The 19,062-nt window shown below is 66.7% G+C and carries 15 protein-coding genes; 13 read left to right on the top strand and 2 right to left on the bottom strand.

Annotated features, from left to right (window positions below; translation table 11 throughout):
- The first annotated feature begins 134 nt into the window (after positions 1-134).
- From ftsZ to Q0C42_RS07510, 5 genes are all read left to right on the top strand, one after another.
- Complete coding sequence (gene ftsZ / locus Q0C42_RS07490; protein ID WP_295074171.1) at positions 135-1,784, top strand: cell division protein FtsZ; 1,650 nt, start codon at positions 135-137, stop codon at positions 1,782-1,784.
- Positions 1,785-1,977: 193 nt separating this feature from the next.
- On the top strand, positions 1,978-2,898 hold the full coding sequence (gene lpxC / locus Q0C42_RS07495; protein WP_295074173.1) for a UDP-3-O-acyl-N-acetylglucosamine deacetylase: 921 nt from the start codon (positions 1,978-1,980) through the stop codon (positions 2,896-2,898).
- 139 nt (positions 2,899-3,037) lie between these two features.
- Entirely contained in the window at positions 3,038-3,880 is an 843-nt protein-coding gene (locus tag Q0C42_RS07500; protein WP_295074175.1) for an outer membrane protein assembly factor BamD, read from the top strand.
- Positions 3,881-3,919: 39 nt separating this feature from the next.
- The gene (gene recN, locus Q0C42_RS07505; RefSeq protein WP_295074177.1) at positions 3,920-5,563 is read left to right on the top strand and encodes a DNA repair protein RecN; all 1,644 of its coding nucleotides are present in this window, start codon (positions 3,920-3,922) and stop codon (positions 5,561-5,563) included.
- Between the two features lie 129 nt (positions 5,564-5,692).
- Positions 5,693-5,854 carry a DUF3563 domain-containing protein gene (locus Q0C42_RS07510; RefSeq protein WP_295074179.1) on the top strand — a complete coding sequence of 54 codons (162 nt, stop codon included), beginning with the start codon at positions 5,693-5,695 and terminating at the stop codon, positions 5,852-5,854.
- Here Q0C42_RS07510 and Q0C42_RS07515 read toward each other — a convergent pair whose 3' ends face one another.
- Complete coding sequence (locus tag Q0C42_RS07515; RefSeq protein ID WP_295074181.1) at positions 5,855-7,231, bottom strand: FAD-linked oxidase C-terminal domain-containing protein; 1,377 nt, start codon at positions 7,229-7,231, stop codon at positions 5,855-5,857.
- A gap of 97 nt (positions 7,232-7,328) precedes the next feature.
- Here Q0C42_RS07515 and purQ point away from each other — a divergent pair, with 97 nt between their 5' ends.
- From purQ to Q0C42_RS07540, 5 genes are all read left to right on the top strand, one after another.
- Positions 7,329-7,997, top strand: a complete 669-nt coding sequence (gene purQ, locus Q0C42_RS07520; protein WP_295074183.1) for a phosphoribosylformylglycinamidine synthase subunit PurQ — start codon at positions 7,329-7,331, stop codon at positions 7,995-7,997.
- A 46-nt stretch (positions 7,998-8,043) separates the two neighbouring features.
- Positions 8,044-9,804 carry an ATP-binding protein gene (locus tag Q0C42_RS07525; protein WP_295074185.1) on the top strand — a complete coding sequence of 587 codons (1,761 nt, stop codon included), beginning with the start codon at positions 8,044-8,046 and terminating at the stop codon, positions 9,802-9,804.
- Between the two features lie 10 nt (positions 9,805-9,814).
- Positions 9,815-11,143, top strand: coding sequence for a sigma-54 dependent transcriptional regulator (locus tag Q0C42_RS07530; protein WP_295074187.1), 1,329 nt, complete (start codon positions 9,815-9,817; stop codon positions 11,141-11,143).
- Positions 11,144-11,522: 379 nt separating this feature from the next.
- On the top strand, positions 11,523-12,134 hold the full coding sequence (locus Q0C42_RS07535; protein ID WP_295074189.1) for a hypothetical protein: 612 nt from the start codon (positions 11,523-11,525) through the stop codon (positions 12,132-12,134).
- A gap of 396 nt (positions 12,135-12,530) precedes the next feature.
- Positions 12,531-15,251 (top strand): Rne/Rng family ribonuclease, encoded by a 2,721-nt coding sequence (locus Q0C42_RS07540; RefSeq protein WP_295074191.1) that lies wholly within the window; start codon positions 12,531-12,533, stop codon positions 15,249-15,251.
- Between the two features lie 50 nt (positions 15,252-15,301).
- Here Q0C42_RS07540 and Q0C42_RS07545 read toward each other — a convergent pair whose 3' ends face one another.
- Positions 15,302-15,532, bottom strand: a complete 231-nt coding sequence (locus tag Q0C42_RS07545) for a sulfurtransferase TusA family protein (RefSeq protein WP_295074192.1) — start codon at positions 15,530-15,532, stop codon at positions 15,302-15,304.
- A 122-nt stretch (positions 15,533-15,654) separates the two neighbouring features.
- On the opposite strand from Q0C42_RS07545, the gene Q0C42_RS07550 reads away from it, so the two are divergent.
- From Q0C42_RS07550 to Q0C42_RS07560, 3 genes are all read left to right on the top strand, one after another.
- Positions 15,655-16,413 (top strand): cytochrome c biogenesis protein CcdA, encoded by a 759-nt coding sequence (locus tag Q0C42_RS07550; RefSeq protein WP_295074193.1) that lies wholly within the window; start codon positions 15,655-15,657, stop codon positions 16,411-16,413.
- A gap of 63 nt (positions 16,414-16,476) precedes the next feature.
- A complete protein-coding gene (locus Q0C42_RS07555) occupies positions 16,477-17,679 on the top strand; it encodes a hypothetical protein (RefSeq protein WP_295074194.1) in 1,203 nt (400 codons plus the stop codon).
- The gene (locus Q0C42_RS07560; protein ID WP_295074195.1) at positions 17,676-19,001 is read left to right on the top strand and encodes a cytochrome P450; all 1,326 of its coding nucleotides are present in this window, start codon (positions 17,676-17,678) and stop codon (positions 18,999-19,001) included. The genes Q0C42_RS07555 and Q0C42_RS07560 overlap by 4 nt, the downstream gene beginning before the upstream one ends.
- Positions 19,002-19,062: the final 61 nt, after the last annotated feature.

Raw genomic sequence — 19,062 nt, forward strand, 5'->3', positions numbered from 1 at the left:
TGGTTTCGCACGAGTTTTCTCGTGACCTTTGTAACCGTTGTGGATAGAATCGGGGATAAGTCGGCCTTCCGCGGGGATTTGAGTGCGGAAAGGACCGGTAAAACAGGCGGCGGACAAACGGACAGGCAAATCCAATGGCACTCAATCTGACGATGACTTCGGAGCGTGAAGAGCTGAAGCCGCGCATCACCGTGTTCGGTGTCGGCGGCGCAGGCGGCAACGCGGTGAACAACATGATCGACAAGATGCTGGAAGGCGTCGAGTTCGTCGTGGCGAACACCGACGCGCAGGCCCTGCAGCAAAGCCGGGCAGGGGCGCGCATCCAGATGGGTGTCAAGGCGACGGAAGGTCTTGGGGCAGGGGCTCGGCCGACGGTGGGTGCCGCTGCGGCGGAAGAGACGATCGAAGAAATCGTCGACCACCTGGCCGGGGCGCACATGTGCTTCATCACCGCCGGCATGGGTGGTGGGACCGGGACCGGCGCTGCCCCGATCATCGCGCAGGCCGCGCGGGAGCTGGGTGTGCTGACCGTGGGCGTCGTCACGAAGCCCTTCCAGTTCGAAGGCGCCAAGCGGATGCGGCAGGCCGAAGAGGGCATCGAGGCCCTGCAGAAGGTCGTCGATACGCTGATCATCATTCCGAACCAGAACCTGTTCCGGCTGGCGAACGAACGCACGACTTTCACCGAAGCCTTCGCGATGGCCGATGACGTGCTGTATCAGGGTGTCAAGGGCGTGACCGACCTGATGGTCCGTCCGGGCCTGATCAACCTTGATTTCGCCGACGTCCGCGCCGTCATGGACGAGATGGGCAAGGCGATGATGGGCACCGGCGAAGCGCAGGGCGACGACCGCGCCGTGCAGGCCGCCGAGAAGGCGATTGCCAACCCGCTTCTGGACGAAATCAGCCTGAACGGCGCCAAGGGTGTGCTTATCAACATCACCGGCGGCCATGACCTGACCCTGTTCGAACTGGACGAAGCCGCGAACATCATCCGCGAGAAGGTGGACCCGGAAGCCAACATCATCGTCGGTTCCACCCTGGATACCGCAATGGAAGGCCGCATCCGCGTTTCGGTCGTGGCCACCGGCATCGACGCCTCCGCTGCAAACAAGGCCGAGCCGCCGGTTGCCCGCCGCTCGATGGGTGCGCCGCTGACGCTGTCGCAGGATGCCCCCCGTGAAACCCACCGCGAGGCTCCCCGTGCGGCGGCCCCGATCTATGCGCCGGTGATGGAAGAGCGTGCGCCCTTCCAGGACGAGGTCGAGTCACTTGCGGACGCGGCCTTCGACGCCGCTGCCTCGAAAGCCGACATGGACACCGACGATCTGTCCATCGCCGACGACCTGCCGCCGCCGGCCTATCGCCCGCAGACCGCGCCGCAACCGACCCTGGTGCGGTCGACCCCCGCCGCGATCGAGGCCGACGCCGCCGAGTTTGTCGCCCCGCGTCCGCGTGTGGCCGGTCAGCCCTCGCCCGAGGCGCTTGCCCGGTTGCAGGCTGCGGTCAGCCGCCCCGGCGCAGGTGCCGCGAAGCTCAACCGCCCGGCCCCCGTGGCGGCGCCCGCCCCGGCTTCGGCCGCATCGATCGCGTCCGCCGGTGCAAAGCCGCGCTTCGGCATCGGCTCGCTGATCAACCGGATGGCCGGCCATCTGGAAGCCGCGCCGGCCGCGCCTGCGGCCCGCAGCCAGCCGCCGGTGACGGCTTACGACGACGATCACGACATGGGGTCTGACCAAGATCGGATCGAGATCCCTGCCTTCCTGCGCCGCCAGGCGAACTGAAAAGAACGCGGTATCAACCTTTCGGAAAGGTCCGGGAAACCGGGCCTTTTCTTTTTGTGCCAATGGCTTGCGACCCGTTTCAAACCTGTCACATACCGTCACAAAGAGTGAGTTGAGGTTCAAACCCCTAACGAATACCTAACGTGCAACCGGAACGGGCGCGGAACCCGAACCTTATGAGGTTGAGCGAGACGTGCAGAACAGCTTGAAATCCCCTGCTGCCTTTAGCGGTGTCGGCCTGCATACCGGCGCGCCGGTTCGCATGGTCGTGCATCCGGCAACAGCCGATCACGGGATCTGGTTCCGCCGCACCGACGTGGCCGATCTGGATGCCCTAGTCCCGGCACGCTGGGACGCGGTCACGCCGTCGCGGCTGTGCACCGTGATCGAGAATTCCGACCGCGTCTCGGTTTCCACGATCGAACATATCATGGCCGCTCTGGCCGGATTTGCCATCCACAACGCCCTGATCGAGATTGACGGACCGGAAGTGCCGATCCTGGACGGCTCTGCCGTGCCGTTCATCCACGGCTTCCTTGCCGCCGGTCTGGACGAGCAGGAGCTTCCGGTGCGCGCGGTTCGGGTGCTGAAAGCAGTGGAAGTGCGCGAAGGTGATGCCGTCGCGCGGCTGGAACCGGCCGAGATGCTGGAAATCGACTTCCGCATCGACTTTGCCGACAAGGCGATCGGGGTGCAGTCGCGCCAGTTGAACATGGCGAACGGGGCCTTCGTGCGCGAGCTTTCGGACAGCCGCACCTTCTGCCGCCAGTCGGATGTCGACGCGATGCGGGCTCGTGGCCTGGCCCTGGGCGGATCGCTGGACAATGCGGTGGTCTTCGACGGCGACCAGGTCCTGTCGCCGGGCGGGCTGCGCCATGCCGATGAACCCGTGCGCCACAAGATGCTGGATGCCGTCGGTGACCTTGCGCTGGCCGGTGGCCCGATTCTGGGCCGCTATGTCGGCGAACGGGCCGGCCATGCGCTGACGAACCGGCTGCTGCGGACGCTGTTTGCCGATCCCTCCAGCTACGAGATCGTCGACTGCGGCCCGCGCACGCTGGGGAAGCTGCCGGGCGTGGGCGTTCATGCCGGGGACCTTCCCGCGCGCTTCTGACCTTACATCTGACTTCACACCTGCCTGAAAAGTAACGAAAGGCGTTTTGCGCCCCGGATTTTTCTGTGCTAGGACGGGCGCAACGAGACAAGCCAAGGGTGGGGCAAACCGCCCGGGCTGCAGGTTGGATAGGCAAAGCATGTCAGGCAGACAGCCCGGCGCAGGGTTCCTCAAGGCGGCGCTTCTGGCGTCGATGCTCGCCGGTTGTGCTGGCTCTGCGTCGAACGAGCGGGCGCTGGACAGCTATACCGCCGAAGAGATCTACAAGAAGGGCGAGCTGGAGCTTGAAACCAGCAAGAAGCCCAAGGACGCCCTGGTCTACTTCCAGGAAGTCGAGCGGCTGTATCCCTATACCGAGTTCGCCAAGCGCGCGCTGATCATGCAGGCGTTCACGCATCACAAGGCCAAGGAATACCCCGAGGCCCGCGATGCGGCGCAACGTTACCTGGATTTCTATCCGGGTGACGAGGATGCGCCCTATGCGCTGTATCTGATGGCGCTGTCGTACTACGACCAGATCGACGACGTGGGCCGCGACCAGGGCATCACATTCCAGGCGCTTTCGGGTATGCGCGACGTGATCGAGACCTATCCCGACAGCGAATATGCCCGGTCGGCGATCCTGAAGTTCGACCTGGCCTTCGACCAGCTTGCGGCGAAGGAGATGGAGGTCGGGCGCTATTACCTGAAGCGCGGGCATTATGCGGCGGCGATCAACCGCTTCCGCGTCGTGGTGGCCGATTTCCAGACCACGTCCCACACCGCCGAGGCGCTGCACCGGCTGGTGGAAAGCTACCTCGCGCTGGGTCTGACGGATGAAGCGCAGACGGCGGGTGCGATCCTCGGCTACAACTATCAGGCCTCGCCCTTCTACGACGACACCTTCCGCCTGCTGAAGGGCAAGGGTCTGTCGCCAGAGGCCAAGGGTGAAGGCTGGCTGCGCACGATCTACCGCCAGATGGTAAAGGGCGAGTGGTTGTAGGGATGGTGGGTGGAATCACCCACCCTACGCGTGCGCCCGATGCTGCGTAGCCTGGATATCCGCGATGTGTTGATCATCGACCGGCTGAGCCTGGAGCTTGAGCCGGGCCTCAATGTGCTGACCGGCGAGACGGGGGCGGGCAAGTCGATCCTGCTGGATGCGCTTGGCTTTGTTCTTGGCTGGCGCGGGCGGGCCGAACTGGTGCGCCAGGGGGCGGCACAGGGCGAGGTGACGGCGGTCTTCGATCTTTCCCCCGGTCACGCGGCGCGGTCCGTGCTGGAAGAGGCGGGGATCGAGGCGGAGGATGAGCTGATCCTGCGTCGGGTCAATGCGGCGGATGGCCGGAAAACCGCCTTCGTCAACGACCGCCGCGTCTCGGGCGAGGTGTTGCGCGATCTGTCGGATCATCTGGTGGAGCTGCATGGCCAGCACGACGACCGGGGGCTTCTGAACCCTCGGGGGCACCGGGCGCTACTGGATGTTTTCGCGGGGCTGGACCTTGCCGGTTTGCGGACGGCCTGGGCGGCGCAGCGCGAGGCGCGGGCGCGGCTGGCTGAGGCAGAGGGGGCTTTGGCGCGGGCGGCCGCGGAAGAGGAGTTCCTGCGTCATGCAGTGGCCGAACTGGACAAGCTCAACCCCTTGCCGGGCGAGGACGAAGTGCTGGATGCGCGGCGTCGGCTGATGCAGGGCTCGGGCCGGATCCGGGAGGATGTGGCGAAGGCCCTGGCGGCGCTGTCGGACGAGGGTGCCGAGGGCCGGATGCGTGATGCGCTGCGCTGGATGGATGGCGCCGCAGAGAAGGCCGAGGGGCGGCTTGATGCGCCGATGGACGCGTTGAACCGCGCGCTGATCGAGCTTGGCGAGGCGCAGGGAGGCGTGGAGCGGGCGCTGGAGGCGCTGGACTTCGATCCCGGTGAGTTGGAGCGGGTCGAGGAGCGGCTGTTCGCGATCCGGGCACTTGCGCGCAAGCACGGGGTACTGGCCGACGATCTGGGCGGGTTCGCGGACGGGCTGCGGGCGCGACTGGCGGCGATCGACGGGGGTGCTGCGGGGCTGGCGAAGCTGGGCAAGGCGGTGGCTGAGGCCGAAGGGGCGTTTGCCGCGGAAGCGGTGCGGGTGACGAAGGCGCGGGTTGCGGCCGCGAAGAAGCTGGATACGGCGATGGCGGCGGAACTGGCACCCCTGAAGATGGAGCGGGCGGTCTTTGCCACCGAAGTGACGGCAGGGGAGCCGGGGCCGGACGGGGTGGACGCGGTGACCTTCACCGTGGCCACGAACCCCGGTGCGCCTTCGGGTCCGCTGAACCGGATCGCCTCGGGTGGGGAGCTGTCGCGGTTTCTGCTGGCATTGAAGGTCTGCCTGACCGGGGACAGCCCCGGCCTGACGCTGATCTTCGACGAGATCGACCGGGGGGTCGGTGGGGCAACGGCGGATGCGGTCGGGCGGCGGCTGAAGGCACTGGCCGAGGGCGCGCAGGTTCTGGTGGTGACGCACTCACCGCAGGTGGCGGCCTTTGGCGCCCGGCACTGGCGGGTCGAAAAGCGGGTGGCCAAGGGGCAGACCCTGTCCACGGTCACGGGGCTGGACGCCGCGGATCGGGTGGAAGAGATCGCCCGGATGCTGGCGGGCGACACGGTGACCGAGGCGGCACGGGCTGCGGCGCGGGCATTGCTGCAGGGCTAGGCGTTCTGCGTAAAGCTGCGGCAGTAATGTAGCGACCCATGCGCCCCACGCATGACGGCACTTCGAGGTTGGCCCTACAATGCTGCACTGCAGCGTCCTATCTTCTGAACAAGAAGAAAGGGTATCAAAATGTTCAACTTGTTAAAATCCTTGGTCAATGGCAGCGCGTTTCCGCGGATCGCCGATCTTGAGCGCGCTTATCTGAACGCCTCGGTCTCGCGGAGCGACCTGGAGCGCCGGGAGCGTGAGGTCGATAACGGCCTGTTCCGCCGGTCGAGCTTTGATCTCTGATCAAGGCTGACCCGGGACCAGTTTCCCGGGGTTCATCAGGTTGAGGGGATCGAGCGCGGCCTTGAGCGCGCCCATGACCTGCCAGCCCGCCCCATGCTCGGCCGCCATCAGGCCGAGTTTTCCGAAGCCGACCCCATGCTCTCCGGTGATGGTTCCACCCAGTCGCAGCGACCGCTCGGCCATCCGCTGCGCGAGGGCTTTTGCCACTGCCGCCTCGTCCGGCCGCGACGGGTCCACCAGCAGGATGGCGTGGAAATTCCCATCCCCGACATGACCGAGGATCGGGCCGGGGATGCCCGAGGCGGCGATGTCGGCCCGCGTCTCCTCGACCGCTTGTGCCAAAGCCGAGATAGGCACGCAGACGTCCGTCACAACTGCCTTCGCCCCCGGGCGTGACGCCAGGATCGCCCAGTAGGCGGCATGGCGGGCGGCCCAGAGGCGGGTGCGGTCTTCCTGCTTTTCCGCCCAGTCCAGATCCTTGGCGCCGAACGCGTCAGCCAGATCGCGGAAGCGGCGGACATCTTCCGCCAGCCCCTCGGGATGGCCGTGGAATTCCACCAGAAGCTGCGGGGCGAGGGGCAGGGCGAGCCGGGAATAGGCGTTGCAGGCGGCGACGGTGTCGGTGTCCAAAAACTCGATCCGGGCAGGGGTCAGGCCCATCTGCATCGTGGCGATGACGCAATCGACTGCCGAGCCGACCGATGGGAAGGCCGCCACCGCGGTCATCACCGCCTCTGGCTGGCCGTGAAGCTTGAGCGTCAGTTCGGTCATCAGACCCAGCGTCCCCTCGGAGCCGACGAAAAGCGCCGTCAGATCGTAGCCCGCCGCCGACTTGGGCGCGGCCGTGCCGGTCCGGATCACCTCGCCGCCCGCCAGCACCACCTCCAGCCCCCGGACATTGTCGCGCATCGTGCCATAGCGGACCGCCGTGGTCCCTGACGCGCGCGTCGCGGCCATCCCGCCGATCGAGGCATTCGCTCCGGGATCGACCGGGAACATCAGCCCCGTGGTCCGCAGTTCGTGATTCAGCGCCTCACGCGTGATGCCGGGCTGGACGCGGACAAGGCGGTCCTCGGCCCGGACCTCCAGCACGGCGGCCATGTCGCGGAAGTTGACGGCCACGCCGCCCGTCAGTGCCAGCGCGTGACCCTCCAGCGAGGTGCCCGCACCCCAGCCGATCAGTGGCACCCGGTGGGTGGTGGACCAGGCGGCAAGGGCGGCGACCTCGGCGGTCGTCCGGGGAAACACCACGGCGTCGGGCTGACCCGCGGTGACAAGGCTTTCGCTTTGGGCATGTTCGACCAGAACGGCAGGGCTGACCGATAGCCGGTCGCCGAAGAGCGCGCCAAGCGCGGAAAGGGCGGGATCGCTGAGCATGGCTTCAGCCTAGCGGCTTTGCGATCCGGCACAAGCTCTGGCCCTTTCCCGCGCTTTCGGCTATCAGGCGCGCATTCCCCAGACAGGAGTCGCCCCGATGAAAGCCGCCGTCGTCACCTTCCCGGGTTCGAACTGCGACCGCGACCTTGCCGTCGCCTTCGAGGGCGCAGGCTTCCAGGTGGAACGCGTCTGGCACAAAGACACCGCATTGCCTGCGGGCGTGGACGTGGTGGGCATCCCCGGCGGGTTCAGCTTCGGCGACTACCTGCGCTGCGGTGCCATCGCGGCCCAGTCGCCGATCAGCGCCGCGGTCCGGGCGCATGCGGACAAGGGCGGCTATGTGCTGGGCATCTGCAACGGCTTTCAGGTCATCACCGAGATGGGCCTGCTGCCGGGCGTGCTGATGCGCAACGCCACGCTGAAGTTCGTCTGCCGGACGATCAGCCTGACCGTTGCCACGACACAATCGGACTTCACCGGCGCCTACAAGGCCGGACAAGAGATCCGCATTCCGATCGCCCATCACGACGGGAACTACACCATCGATGCCGCAGGACTGGCCCGGCTGAAGGCCGAGGATCGCATCGCCTTTACCTATGCGCAGAACCCCAATGGCAGCATGGCGGACATTGCCGGCGTCCTGTCGGAAAACCGCCGTGTTCTCGGGATGATGCCGCATCCCGAGCGCGCGACCGAGGCGGCTTTGGGGTCGTCGGACGGCAAGGGGCTGTTCGGCTCGCTCATGCGCGGGATGGCGCTGGCCTGAACCCCTTCGCCTTGAGGCCACTTCGGCGCGGCCCTACTCTCCGGCCATGACCGCCACCGACATCAGCGCAGCTCCCTCGACGACGCCAGGCTTGCCCTGGCGCGCCAAGCTGGTCGTGGTGCTCCTGGTGCTTCTGGCGGTCGTGGTCGTGCTGGTGTCGAACCGTCTCTTGACCGACCGCTACACCGCCGATACCCGCAGCCGGGCCGAGGTTCGGCTGGCGCTTTATACCGGCAACCTGATGGCCGAGTTGCAGCGGACTTCCGTGGTTCCGCTGCTTCTGGCCGGGGACCCGGACCTGATCACCGCGCTGCAGGACGGCAACTTTTCCAGCACCTCGGCCAAGCTCATATCGCTGCAAAGCCAGTTGGGCGTGGCCTCGATCCGGCTGGTGGATTCCGACGGACGGGTGGTCGGGGCGACGAACCGGAACGTGCTGGGCACCAGCCACCGCAACGAGACCTATTTCGTCGATGCGCAACGGACCAAGGAAACCGTGTTCTCGCCGGTCCTGCGCGACTCGGGCGGCTTCGACTTTGTCTATTCCCGGTCGGTGATGTCGGATTCCAAGGTCCTCGGGGTGATCATCGTCTCGGTCGATCTGATGAAATACGAACGCGCCTGGGCGGGGCTTCAGGACGCGATCATGGTCACCGACAGCGAAGGCACCGTCATGCTGTCGACCGAGCCGCGCTGGCGCGGTCTGCCCCGGGATGAGGCGCTTGCGCTGCGCGATCCCCCCTCGGCGATTTCGCGGGCGTTGCAGGCCACCACCGAATGGGCGCAGGAGCCGCCGGACGCCTATGTCCGGGGCGAAGCGGTGATGAGCACCGAGGCGCGCATTCCCTTCCGCGGCTGGAAGATTGCGACCTTCACCGCCTATGGCTCGGTCCGCGAGCAGGTGAACGGCATTCTCGCGCTGGAGATCATGGGGTTCGCCATCCTGATGGCCTTCACCTTCTACCTTCTGTCGCGCCGGGCCTGGTCGCGGTCGGTCTCGTACCAGCGGGAATCGGCGGAACTGCGGCTCTTGAACGCGCGGCTGCAGCGGGCGATTGCCGAACGCGAGAAGGTGAAGAAGGACCTCGAAGTTGCCGAGCTGACGCTGGCGCAGTCCTCTAAACTGGCGGCCTTGGGCGAGATGTCGGCGGCCGTCAGCCACGAGCTGAACCAGCCGCTGGCCGCGATGAAAACCTATCTGGCGGGGGCGCGGCTCTTGTTGCAGCGCAAGCGGCTGGATGAGGCTTTGTCCAGCTTTCAGCGCGTGGATGACCTGATCGAACGCATGGGAGCCATCACGCGGCAGTTGAAGTCCTATGCCAGGAAGGGCGGAGAAGCCTTTGAGGAAGTTGACCTTCGGGCCTGCGTCTCCTCGGCGCTGGCGATGATGGAGCCGCAGTTGAGGGCCCGCGTTGTCAAGATCAGCCGCGGCATGCCGCGCCAGGCGGTGATGGTCATGGCCGACCGTCTGCGGCTGGAGCAGGTGATCATCAATCTTCTGCGCAACGCGCTGGACGCCACGAAAGACACCAAGGACCCGCAGATCGACATCCTTCTGTCGGCGGGCGAAACCGCGACCCTTACGGTGCGCGACAATGGCCACGGGATCACCGATCTCGAGAACCTGTTCGAACCCTTCTACACGACGAAGAAACCCGGCGAGGGCGTGGGGCTTGGCCTTGCGATCTCATCCGGGATCGTCACCGATCTGGGCGGCCGTCTGACCGCGCGGAACGGGGACGGGGGTGGCGCAGTTTTCGAGATGCAGTTGCCGATCCTGGGCAACAAACAGGAAGCAGCAGAATGAAGAGGTCCACATGGCCCGGGCAATGAAAGTCGCTATCGTCGATGACGAGGCCGACATGCGGCAGTCGATCAGCCAGTGGCTGGCCCTGTCGGGCTTCGACACGGAAACCTATGCCAGCGCCGAAGAGGCGCTGAAGGTGATCGGGCCGGATTTCCAGGGCGTCGTGGTCAGCGACATCAAGATGCCGGGGATGGACGGGATGGCGTTCCTGAAGCGGCTGATGGGGCAGGACTCCGGCCTGCCCGTGATCATGATCACCGGCCACGGCGACGTGCCGATGGCGGTCGAGGCGATGCGGGTCGGGGCCTTCGACTTTCTGGAAAAGCCCTTCAACCCCGACCGGATGACCGAACTTGCCAAGCGCGCGACCCAGGCGCGGCGGATGACGTTGGACAACCGGGCCTTGCGGAAAGAGCTGTCGGACGGGTCCACCATCATCAAGAAGCTGATCGGCACCTCTCCGGCGATGGAGCGGCTGCGCGAGGATATCCTGGATCTGGGGCAGGCGGACAGCCACGTCCTGATCGACGGCGAGACGGGGACGGGCAAGACGCTGGTCGCCCATGCCCTGCACGCGGTGGGGCCGCGCGCGTCGAAGAAGTTCGTGGCGATCTCGTGTGCTGCCTGGTCCGAGGACAAGCTGGCCGCCCGGCTGTTTGGCCCCGCCGAGGATGGGGCGCTGCCCCTGGTCGAGGAGGCGCGGGGCGGAACGCTGTGCCTGGAGGACATCGAGGCCATGCCAAGCGCGATGCAGGCGCGGCTGCTGACGTTCATCAACGACCAGGGTCTGCCTCCGGAAACCCGGATCATCGCGATCTGCAACAGCCATGCGCCGGATACGACGCTGGAGCAGACCTTGCGGCCCGATCTCTATTACCGGCTGGGGGCGATGACGATCCTGCTGCCGCCCCTACGGACGCGGGGGGAGGATATTCTGCAGCTCTTCACCCGGCTTTCGGAACAGTTTGCCGAGGAATATGGCTGCGACGCGCCGCAGGTGACGGCTCAGGAAGCGGCGCAGCTTCTGCAGGCGCCCTGGCCGGGGAACGTGCGGCAGCTGGTCAACATCGCCGAGCGGGCGGTCTTGCAGAACCGGCGGGGGTCGGGGTCGATTGCGTCCCTGCTGATGGCCGAGAACGAGGCTTCGGGGCCGGCGCTGACCACGGAAGGCAAGCCGTTGAAGGACTATGTCGAGGCCTTCGAAAGGATGCTGATCGACAACACGATGCGGCGGCACAAGGGGTCGATCGTGGCGGTGATGGAGGAGCTGTGCCTGCCGCGCCGGACCCTGAACGAGAAGATGGCCAAGTATGGGCTCAGCCGCGGGGACTATGTCTGACCCATGGGGCTGTCCACGAGTGGGCAGGGTTTCGGCCGCTTGGAAATCAAGGGCTTGGCGGCGGGCGTTAGGGTTCTGTTAGGACCTGTCCACGTCTGAGGGGTGGCCTTGCGCCGCCCCTTTCCCGTCCTGACAGGCTGGATACCGGACTTGCCTGCTGCCCCCTTCCCGTGCCTTTCTGCTGCCAAAGCGCGGAGGGTGGCAGCGTGCGAAACGGGTGGGCAAGTCTTCTTCTGACGGCGGCCCCGGCGCGGGCGGAGTGTCTGGGGGCCTGCGCGAAGGACCTGGAGGCGGCGCTTCTGTCGCTGGTGGTCTATCTGGTGATCGGGGTCAGGCATGGACGGCCTGGACGTTGCGGGCGGTCGAGGGGCGCGAGATCGTGGCGACGCCCCCGGCCCTGGCCCGGCGGACACCGCTTCTGCTGACGCCGGACCAGTATTGCAGCGACAGTGCCTGCGAGGCGGTGGTGCGGGGGCGCGGCGCGGCAGGGGTTCATGTCGTGCTGACCTCGGTGCTGGAGGGGGTGGACCTGACCCAGCCGGTCGCCATCGCGGACCTGGCCATAGAGATGTGGGCGCAAGCGACGGTCGGCGGCGAGATCCAGCGCCGGAAGCTGACGGCTTCGGAACGGCATGCGGCAGCGACCCGGATCGACTATCTGGTGGTGACCGCCTGGCCCTACTATCCGGCCGAGCCGGGGCCCATCGAAGCGGGGCTGCGGGCAAATCCTGCTGTGGCGGGCATGGGCGCGCGTGAGGTGGTGCGGTTCCTGATGGCCCCGCTAGACCCGGCGGAGGGTGCCATTGTCTTTGCCGGGCTGACGCCTGACCTCTTGGACCTCAGCCTTCTGGACCGTGCCCTCGCGATTCCGCTGGCGCCACGCAACCTTCAGGGGGCGGGAAACCTGTCCGTCGACATGGCCGCTGCTGCGGCCGCGATCTGCCGGGCGGATGATCCCAGCGGCAATTGCCTGTCCCTGCTGGAGCGATAAGCCGCCGGACGAGCCCGCGAATTTCGTCATTGCCCTTGACGCGGCTTCCCCATAGGGTCGCGGGAAGGCAGTCTTTCTGCCCGAAGAATTCTCTCCCTTGTGGCCTGGGCGCGTAGAAACGTGTCGCCGTAGGGGAGCCGGATCGGCCGCAAGGTCGTGCACATCGCTGGCAAGTCTTTGGATTTGTTGGCTTGATTAGGTGGAGGGCCCGAAAGGCCCTTCAATTGTAACCGCGATGAGGCGTGCAGGTATTTTAAGCAGCGGACCGTTCGACCCACAGGGTCGAGGACCGATGCATGTGCCCGCTGCCCGCGCCCAGACAAGCCGCCCCGTCCGTTCTGTCTCCCTGTCTGGTCCGCCAGGCACACCGTTGCGCCCGGGGCGCAGTGGACAAACATGTCAAAGAAAATGCTTATCGATGCCACCCACCCCGAGGAAACCCGGGTTGTGGTGGTCGACGGAAACAAGGTCGAAGAATTCGACTTCGAGACCGTAAACAAGCGCCAGCTGGCCGGAAACATCTACCTGGCCAAGGTGACGCGGGTCGAACCCTCGCTGCAGGCGGCCTTCGTGGAATATGGCGGAAACCGCCACGGTTTCCTGGCCTTCGCGGAAATCCATCCGGATTATTACCAGATCCCGGTCGCCGACCGTAAGGCGCTGATCGAGGAAGAGCGGGCGATGGCCCGCGCCGAGGAAGAGGAAGACAACCGCCGCTCGCGCCGCCGCAGCCCTCGGCCGCAAGGCAAGGCCGAAGCGGTGAAGTCCGACGATGCGGTGACCGACGGTCCCGCCGGGATGGATGTGGTCGACCTGGGCGAGGATGAGGCGAACGAAGGTCCGCTGGTTGCCGCGCGCGAGGCAGAGGATGATCATCAGGATCATGACCACGGGCAGGATCACGGGCAGGATCACGACAACGGTCACGCGCATGATCACGACCACCACAACGAATCCGTCGACAGCGGCAATGGCGGGCGTTACCGCGCCGTGGACCATGCCAGCGACACCGACGAAGAGATCGAATCCATCGCCGAAGAGGACGTGGCCGAGGAAATCGCCCAGCCGCGTCGGCCTCGGGCACGGCGCTACAAGATCCAGGAAGTCGTCAAGGTCCGGCAGATCATGCTGGTCCAGGTCGTCAAGGAAGAGCGCGGCAACAAGGGCGCGGCGCTGACCACCTATCTGTCGCTGGCGGGTCGCTACTGCGTCCTGATGCCGAACACCGCACGGGGCGGCGGGATTTCCCGCAAGATCACCAATGCGGTGGATAGGAAGAAGCTGAAGGAAATCGCGGGCGAGCTGGAGGTGCCGGAAGGTGCCGGCCTGATTGTCCGGACGGCGGGTGCAAAGCGCACGAAGCCCGAGATCAAGCGCGACTACGAATATCTTATGCGGCTCTGGGAGCAGATCCGCGAGCTGACGATGAAGTCGATCGCTCCGGCCAAGATCTACGAGGAAGGCGACCTGATCAAACGGTCGATCCGCGATCTGTACAGCCGCGAGATCGACGAGGTTCTGGTCGAGGGCGAGGGCGGTTACCGCACCGCCAAGGACTTCATGCGGATGATCATGCCGAGCCACGCCAAGCAGGTGATCCGCTATACCGAGCCGACGCCGCTGTTCGCCAAGTTCCAGGTGGAAGGCTACCTGGCCGGGATGTTCAACCCGACGGTGCAGCTGAAATCCGGCGGCTACATCGTGATCGGCGTGACCGAAGCGCTGGTCGCCATCGACGTGAACTCGGGTCGGGCGACCAAAGAGGGGTCGATCGAAGAAACCGCGCTGAAGACAAACGTCGAGGCGGCCGAGGAAATCGCGCGGCAGCTGCGTCTGCGTGACCTTGCGGGCCTGATCGTCATCGACTTCATCGACATGGAAGAGCGGCGCAACAACGCCACGGTCGAGAAGCGGCTGAAGGAAAAGCTGAAGACCGACCGGGCGCGCATCCAGATCGGGCGCATTTCGGGATTCGGTCTGCTGGAGATGAGCCGTCAGCGGTTGCGGCCGGGGATGCTGGAATCGACGACCCAGCCCTGCCCGCATTGCCACGGCACCGGGTTGATCCGGTCGGACGATTCGATGGCGCTGCAGGTCCTGCGCGCGCTGGAGGAAGAGGGCACGCGGAAGCGGTCGCGCGAGGTGCTGCTGAAGGCGCCGGTCGGGATCGTGAACTACCTCTTCAACCAGAAGCGCGAACACGTGGCGATGATCGAGGCGCGTTACGGCATGTCCGTGCGGCTTGAGGCGGACCCGCTGATGATTTCGCCGGACTACTCCATCGAGAAGTTCAAGACGGCGCTGCGGGTTGTCCCGGAAACTCCGGTCGTGTCTGGCCATGCGGGCCTGATGGGCGCGCCGGTGGCCGAGGAAGAGGAAGACGAGGATTTCGTCGACGATCTGGTCGAAGAGGAAGTCGAGGAGGAGGCCGTCGTGGCCGCTCCGGTCGCTGCCACGGCTCCGTCCGCGCCTGCGGCCGAAGGAGATGGCCAGCCGGGTCGGAAGAAGCGTCGGCGTCGGCGGCGGCGGCGGGGTGGTCAGCGCGAGGGCGGTCCGGAGAACGGGTCGGCCGAAGAGCTGGGCGCTGATGGCGAGGGCGACGACGACGGCGACGAGGACGAGGGCGATGTGACCGAGGTCGCGGCCGAGCCGGTGGCTGAGGCGGCTCCGGCCCCGAAGCCGAAGCGGACCCGCAAGCCGCGTGGCGCGAAGGCGGAGGCGGCGGAAGCCGTGGCTTCTGCTGCGGAACCGGTGGCCGAAGCGGCACCCGAGCCGGTGCCTGCGCAGGTGGCTGAGGCTGCGTCCGAGCCGGTGGCTGAGGTGGTCGTCGAGGATAAACCCGCGCCGAAGAAGCGGGCGAGCCGGTCCAAGGCCGCAGCGCCAGAGGCTGAAGCCGTGGTGGCTGAGGCTCCAAAGCCGAAGGGTCGCGGATCGCGTGCCAAGGCGGCGGTCGAGGCTGCGCCGGAACCTGTGGCGGCGCCTGCTGCCGCAGTGGCTGTGGCCGCCGAAGTGGTCGCCGAGACGCTGGTTGCGGAACCGGTCGAAGCGGAGGCTCCTGCCTCCGATCCGGACGCACCGGCGAAGCCCAAGCGCAAGGGTTGGTGGTCGGCCCGCTGAAGGCCTGACGCACAAGATCGCACGGGCGGCTTCGGCCGCCCGTTTGCGTTTCAACCGCGGCGGATAAGGTGCAGGGTTACGGCACCTTCGGTCTCACAGCCCAGATAGGCATGCCCCGCCTCGGTGCAGAAATGCGGCAGGTCGATCAGGGCCATCGCGTCAGTCGTCCGGACGCAGACCACCGTGCCGGGCGCCAGCGACAACAGCCGCTTGCGCGCGCGCAGCACGGGCAGGGGGCAGAGGAGCCCCTCGCAGTCGATCTCGATGTCCCAATCTGCCATGCGGCGGGTGTAGCGACCGCATCGGCCCGCGGCAAGGTTACAGCGGGCCAACGGGGATGTGACGCGCTGTCCCGGTGACGCGGCGCGCGAAAGCGGCTATCTGGATCGGGCGGGGGAGTCCCATGTTCGGAATCGAGATCATCGACGCTGCCCTTCTGCCCGCGATGCTGGTCGCGCTGCTGGCAGGGGTCCTGTCGTTTCTGTCGCCTTGCGTCCTGCCGATCGTGCCACCCTACCTGGCCTACATGGGCGGGATCAGCATGGGCGAGATGACCACCCAGGGTGTGCAGCGCCGCCGGGTGATCCTGCCTGCACTCTTCTTCGTGATGGGCCTGTCGACGATCTTCCTGCTCTTGGGCTTCACGGCATCCGCCTTCGGCAGCTTCGTTCTGCAGAACCAGCTTCTGCTGGCCCGCATCTCGGGGGTGATCATCATCATCTTCGGCCTGCATTTCCTGAGCGTCTTCCGCATCCCGCTTCTGGACCGCGAAATGCGGATGGATGCCGGCGACCGCGGTGGGAGCGCGCTGGGGGCTTATCTCCTGGGACTGGCCTTCGCCTTCGGCTGGACCCCCTGCATCGGCCCGCAACTGGGTGCGATCCTGTCGCTGGCGGCCCAGGAAGGCAGCATGGAACGCGGCACGCTTCTTCTGGGCGTCTACGCGCTGGGACTTGGACTGCCATTTCTGCTGGCTGCGATTTTCATTGAAAGATCAATGTACCTGATGGCGAAGCTGAAGCGCCACATGAAGCTGATCGAGCGGCTGATGGGCGGTCTTCTGATCATCGTGGGGCTGGCCCTTGTGACCGGCGCCTTCACCGATTTCAGCTACTGGATGCTGGAGACCTACGAGGTTCTGGGTCTGCCCCTGCCGGGTTGATGCTTCCCTCTTGCTAACCGTCAGGTAAGGTATGCCGGGCAGAGTGGCGGCATGGTGGGGCGCGTGAAACGAACGGCAAAGGGGGGAGAGAAGGGCGCGTACCGGCGTCACGTCCTTTACATCCCCGGCTATGACCCGTTCCCGCCCCGCCGCTACCGTGAGCTTTACCGCAGCGAAGGTGCGGCGCAGGCGGCGATTTCGGGCTATGACCTGACGCTGAAATCCCGTCCGGGCGAGACTTACGGCTGGCATGTCCAGGCCCATATCGACGGGCGCGACATCGAGGCCGAGGTCGAGGTTCTGGTCTGGTCCGACCTCGTCAAGGGCTCGATGACGCGCGGTATTGCCGGGACCTATCTGCTGCTGGCACGGACGGCTTGGGTCTACATCTCTTCGGGCGCGCTTTTCCGGCTGGTCCGGTTGCGCAAGGGGCCGATGATCGCGGCGCTGTATCCGGCCGTGCTGCTCCTTTTGCAGGGGCTGGTGGCCCTTGGGGCGGGGGCGCTGGCGATATGGCTTGCCCCCTGGGCGGGGATCGACTGGGCGCTGGGGGCTGCGGTGGTCTGGGCGGTGCTGGCGGGGTTCCGACGGCTGGACCGGCGGCTGTATGTCTACTACCTGATGCACGACTTTGCCTTCACGGCCCTGCGAGGCGGGGCCTATCCCGACGCGCTGGAGGAACGGCTGGCCGCCTTTCGCGCGCGGGTGCGGGCGGCGCTGGCCAGCGGGGTGCAGGAGGTGCTGGTCGTCGGCCATTCCTCTGGCGTGCATATCGGCGTGTCGATGCTCGCCGACCTGATCCGCGAGGGACTGCCCGCAGGCCCCTCGCTTTCATTCCTGAGCCTGGGGCAGGCGGTGCCGATGGCATCCTTCCTGCCGGGGGCGCAGCGGTTGCGGGCCGACCTGCGCTGCCTGTCCGAATGCGCCGAGGTGGCCTGGGTCGACGTGACGGCGCCCAGCGACGGGTGCAGCTTTGCGCTGTGCGACCCGGTGGCGGTCAGCGGTGTCGCGACCGCGGCGCAGCGCTGGCCGCTGGTGATCTCGGCCTCGTTCACCCAGACCCTGAGCCCAGAACGCTGGCGGGCGCTGAAGCGGCGGTTCTTTCGGCTGCATTTCCAGTACATGTGCGCCTTCGATCGCCCGGGCGACTATGACTATTTCCAGATCACGGCGGGCCCGATGTCCTTGCGCAAACGCTACCGGCGCCGCAACCCTTCAGCCAGCCGGATCACCCGGTCCTACAGTCCCTATCGGGACGCGGCATGACCCCGCCGAAACCGGAGCCGCGGGCGGACAAGGTCTCGCTCTTTGCCCATCTGCGCGCGTTTCGGCGCGATATCCTGTCGGCGCAACCGGTGCGGCTTTACCGGGCCTGGATGGCCGAATTCCGGACGCCGTTTTTCCGCAGCTACCTGTGCAACGATCCGGCGCTGGTGCGGCGGGTGCTGGAGGAACGGCCCGGGGATTTCCCGAAGTCGGACCGGGTGACGGAAGGGCTGCGGCCGCTCTTGGGCCGGTCGGTCTTCGTGACCAACGGCGAGGAGTGGCTGCGGCAACGGCGGATCATCGATCCGGCCTTCGAGGGCGGGCGGCTGAAGGAGGCATTCCCCGCGATCTGGGCGGCCTGCGAGGCGGCCGTGGCGCGGATGGTCCCGGGTGTGGTCGAGGTTGAGTTGGCGGCCAGCCATGCGGCAGCGGATGTGATCTTCCGGACGCTGTTTTCCATTCCGATCGAGGACCGGGTGGCGCAGGCGGTGTTCCACGAATTCCGGGCCTACCAGCGGTCCGCGCCGATCCTGAATCTGGGCGCCTTCTTGCCGCTCCCGCGCTGGTTTCCCCGTCTGCACCGGGGCGCGACGAAACGCTCGGCCCGGACGATCCGGGGGTTGATCGCGGCGCTGACGGCGGCCCGGGCTGTGGCGATTGCGGAAGGGCAGGCTCCTGACGATCTGGCGACCAAGATCATGACGACGCCGGACCCGGTCAGCGGTGCCACGTTCGGGACGGTCGAGATGGTCGACCAGGTGGCGATCTTCTTCCTGGCCGGGCACGAGACCAGCGCCTCGGCTCTGGGCTGGGCGCTTTATCTGCTGGCCACGCACCCCGAGGCGCAAGAGCGGGTGGCGGCCGAGGCTGCGGCGCTGCGACCGGAGTTCGGGGTGGTGGGCGGCTTGCGGTTCACCCGGGATGTCTTCCGCGAGGCGCTGCGGCTGTATCCGCCGGTGCCGATGCTGGTACGCGAGGCGGCAAGGCCCGAGGAGTTCCGGGGGCGAAAGGTCGCCCGGGGCGCGCAGGTGGTGATCAGTCCCTGGCATCTGCACCGGCACGAGCGGCTGTGGGACCGGCCCGACGCGTTTGACCCCGACCGCTGGGCCGGCGAGGTGCCGCAGGGGGGCTACCTGCCATTCTCGCGCGGGGCGAGGGTCTGCCCGGGGGCGGGGTTCGCGATGCTGGAGGGCACGCTGATGCTGGCGCATCTGGTGCGGGCGTTCCGGTTCGAAGCGGTGGAGGGGCGCGTGCCGGTCCCGGTGGCGCACCTGACGGTCAGGGCGAAGGACGGGATCTGGCTGCGGGTCTTTCGACGGTAGGTGGGCAGATCGCCCACCCTACAGGGGCGCGGGCGTAGGGTGGGCGATCCGCCCACCTTCC

The organism is Tabrizicola sp., assembly GCF_022842145.1.
Classification (GTDB): Bacteria; Pseudomonadota; Alphaproteobacteria; order Rhodobacterales; family Rhodobacteraceae; genus Tabrizicola.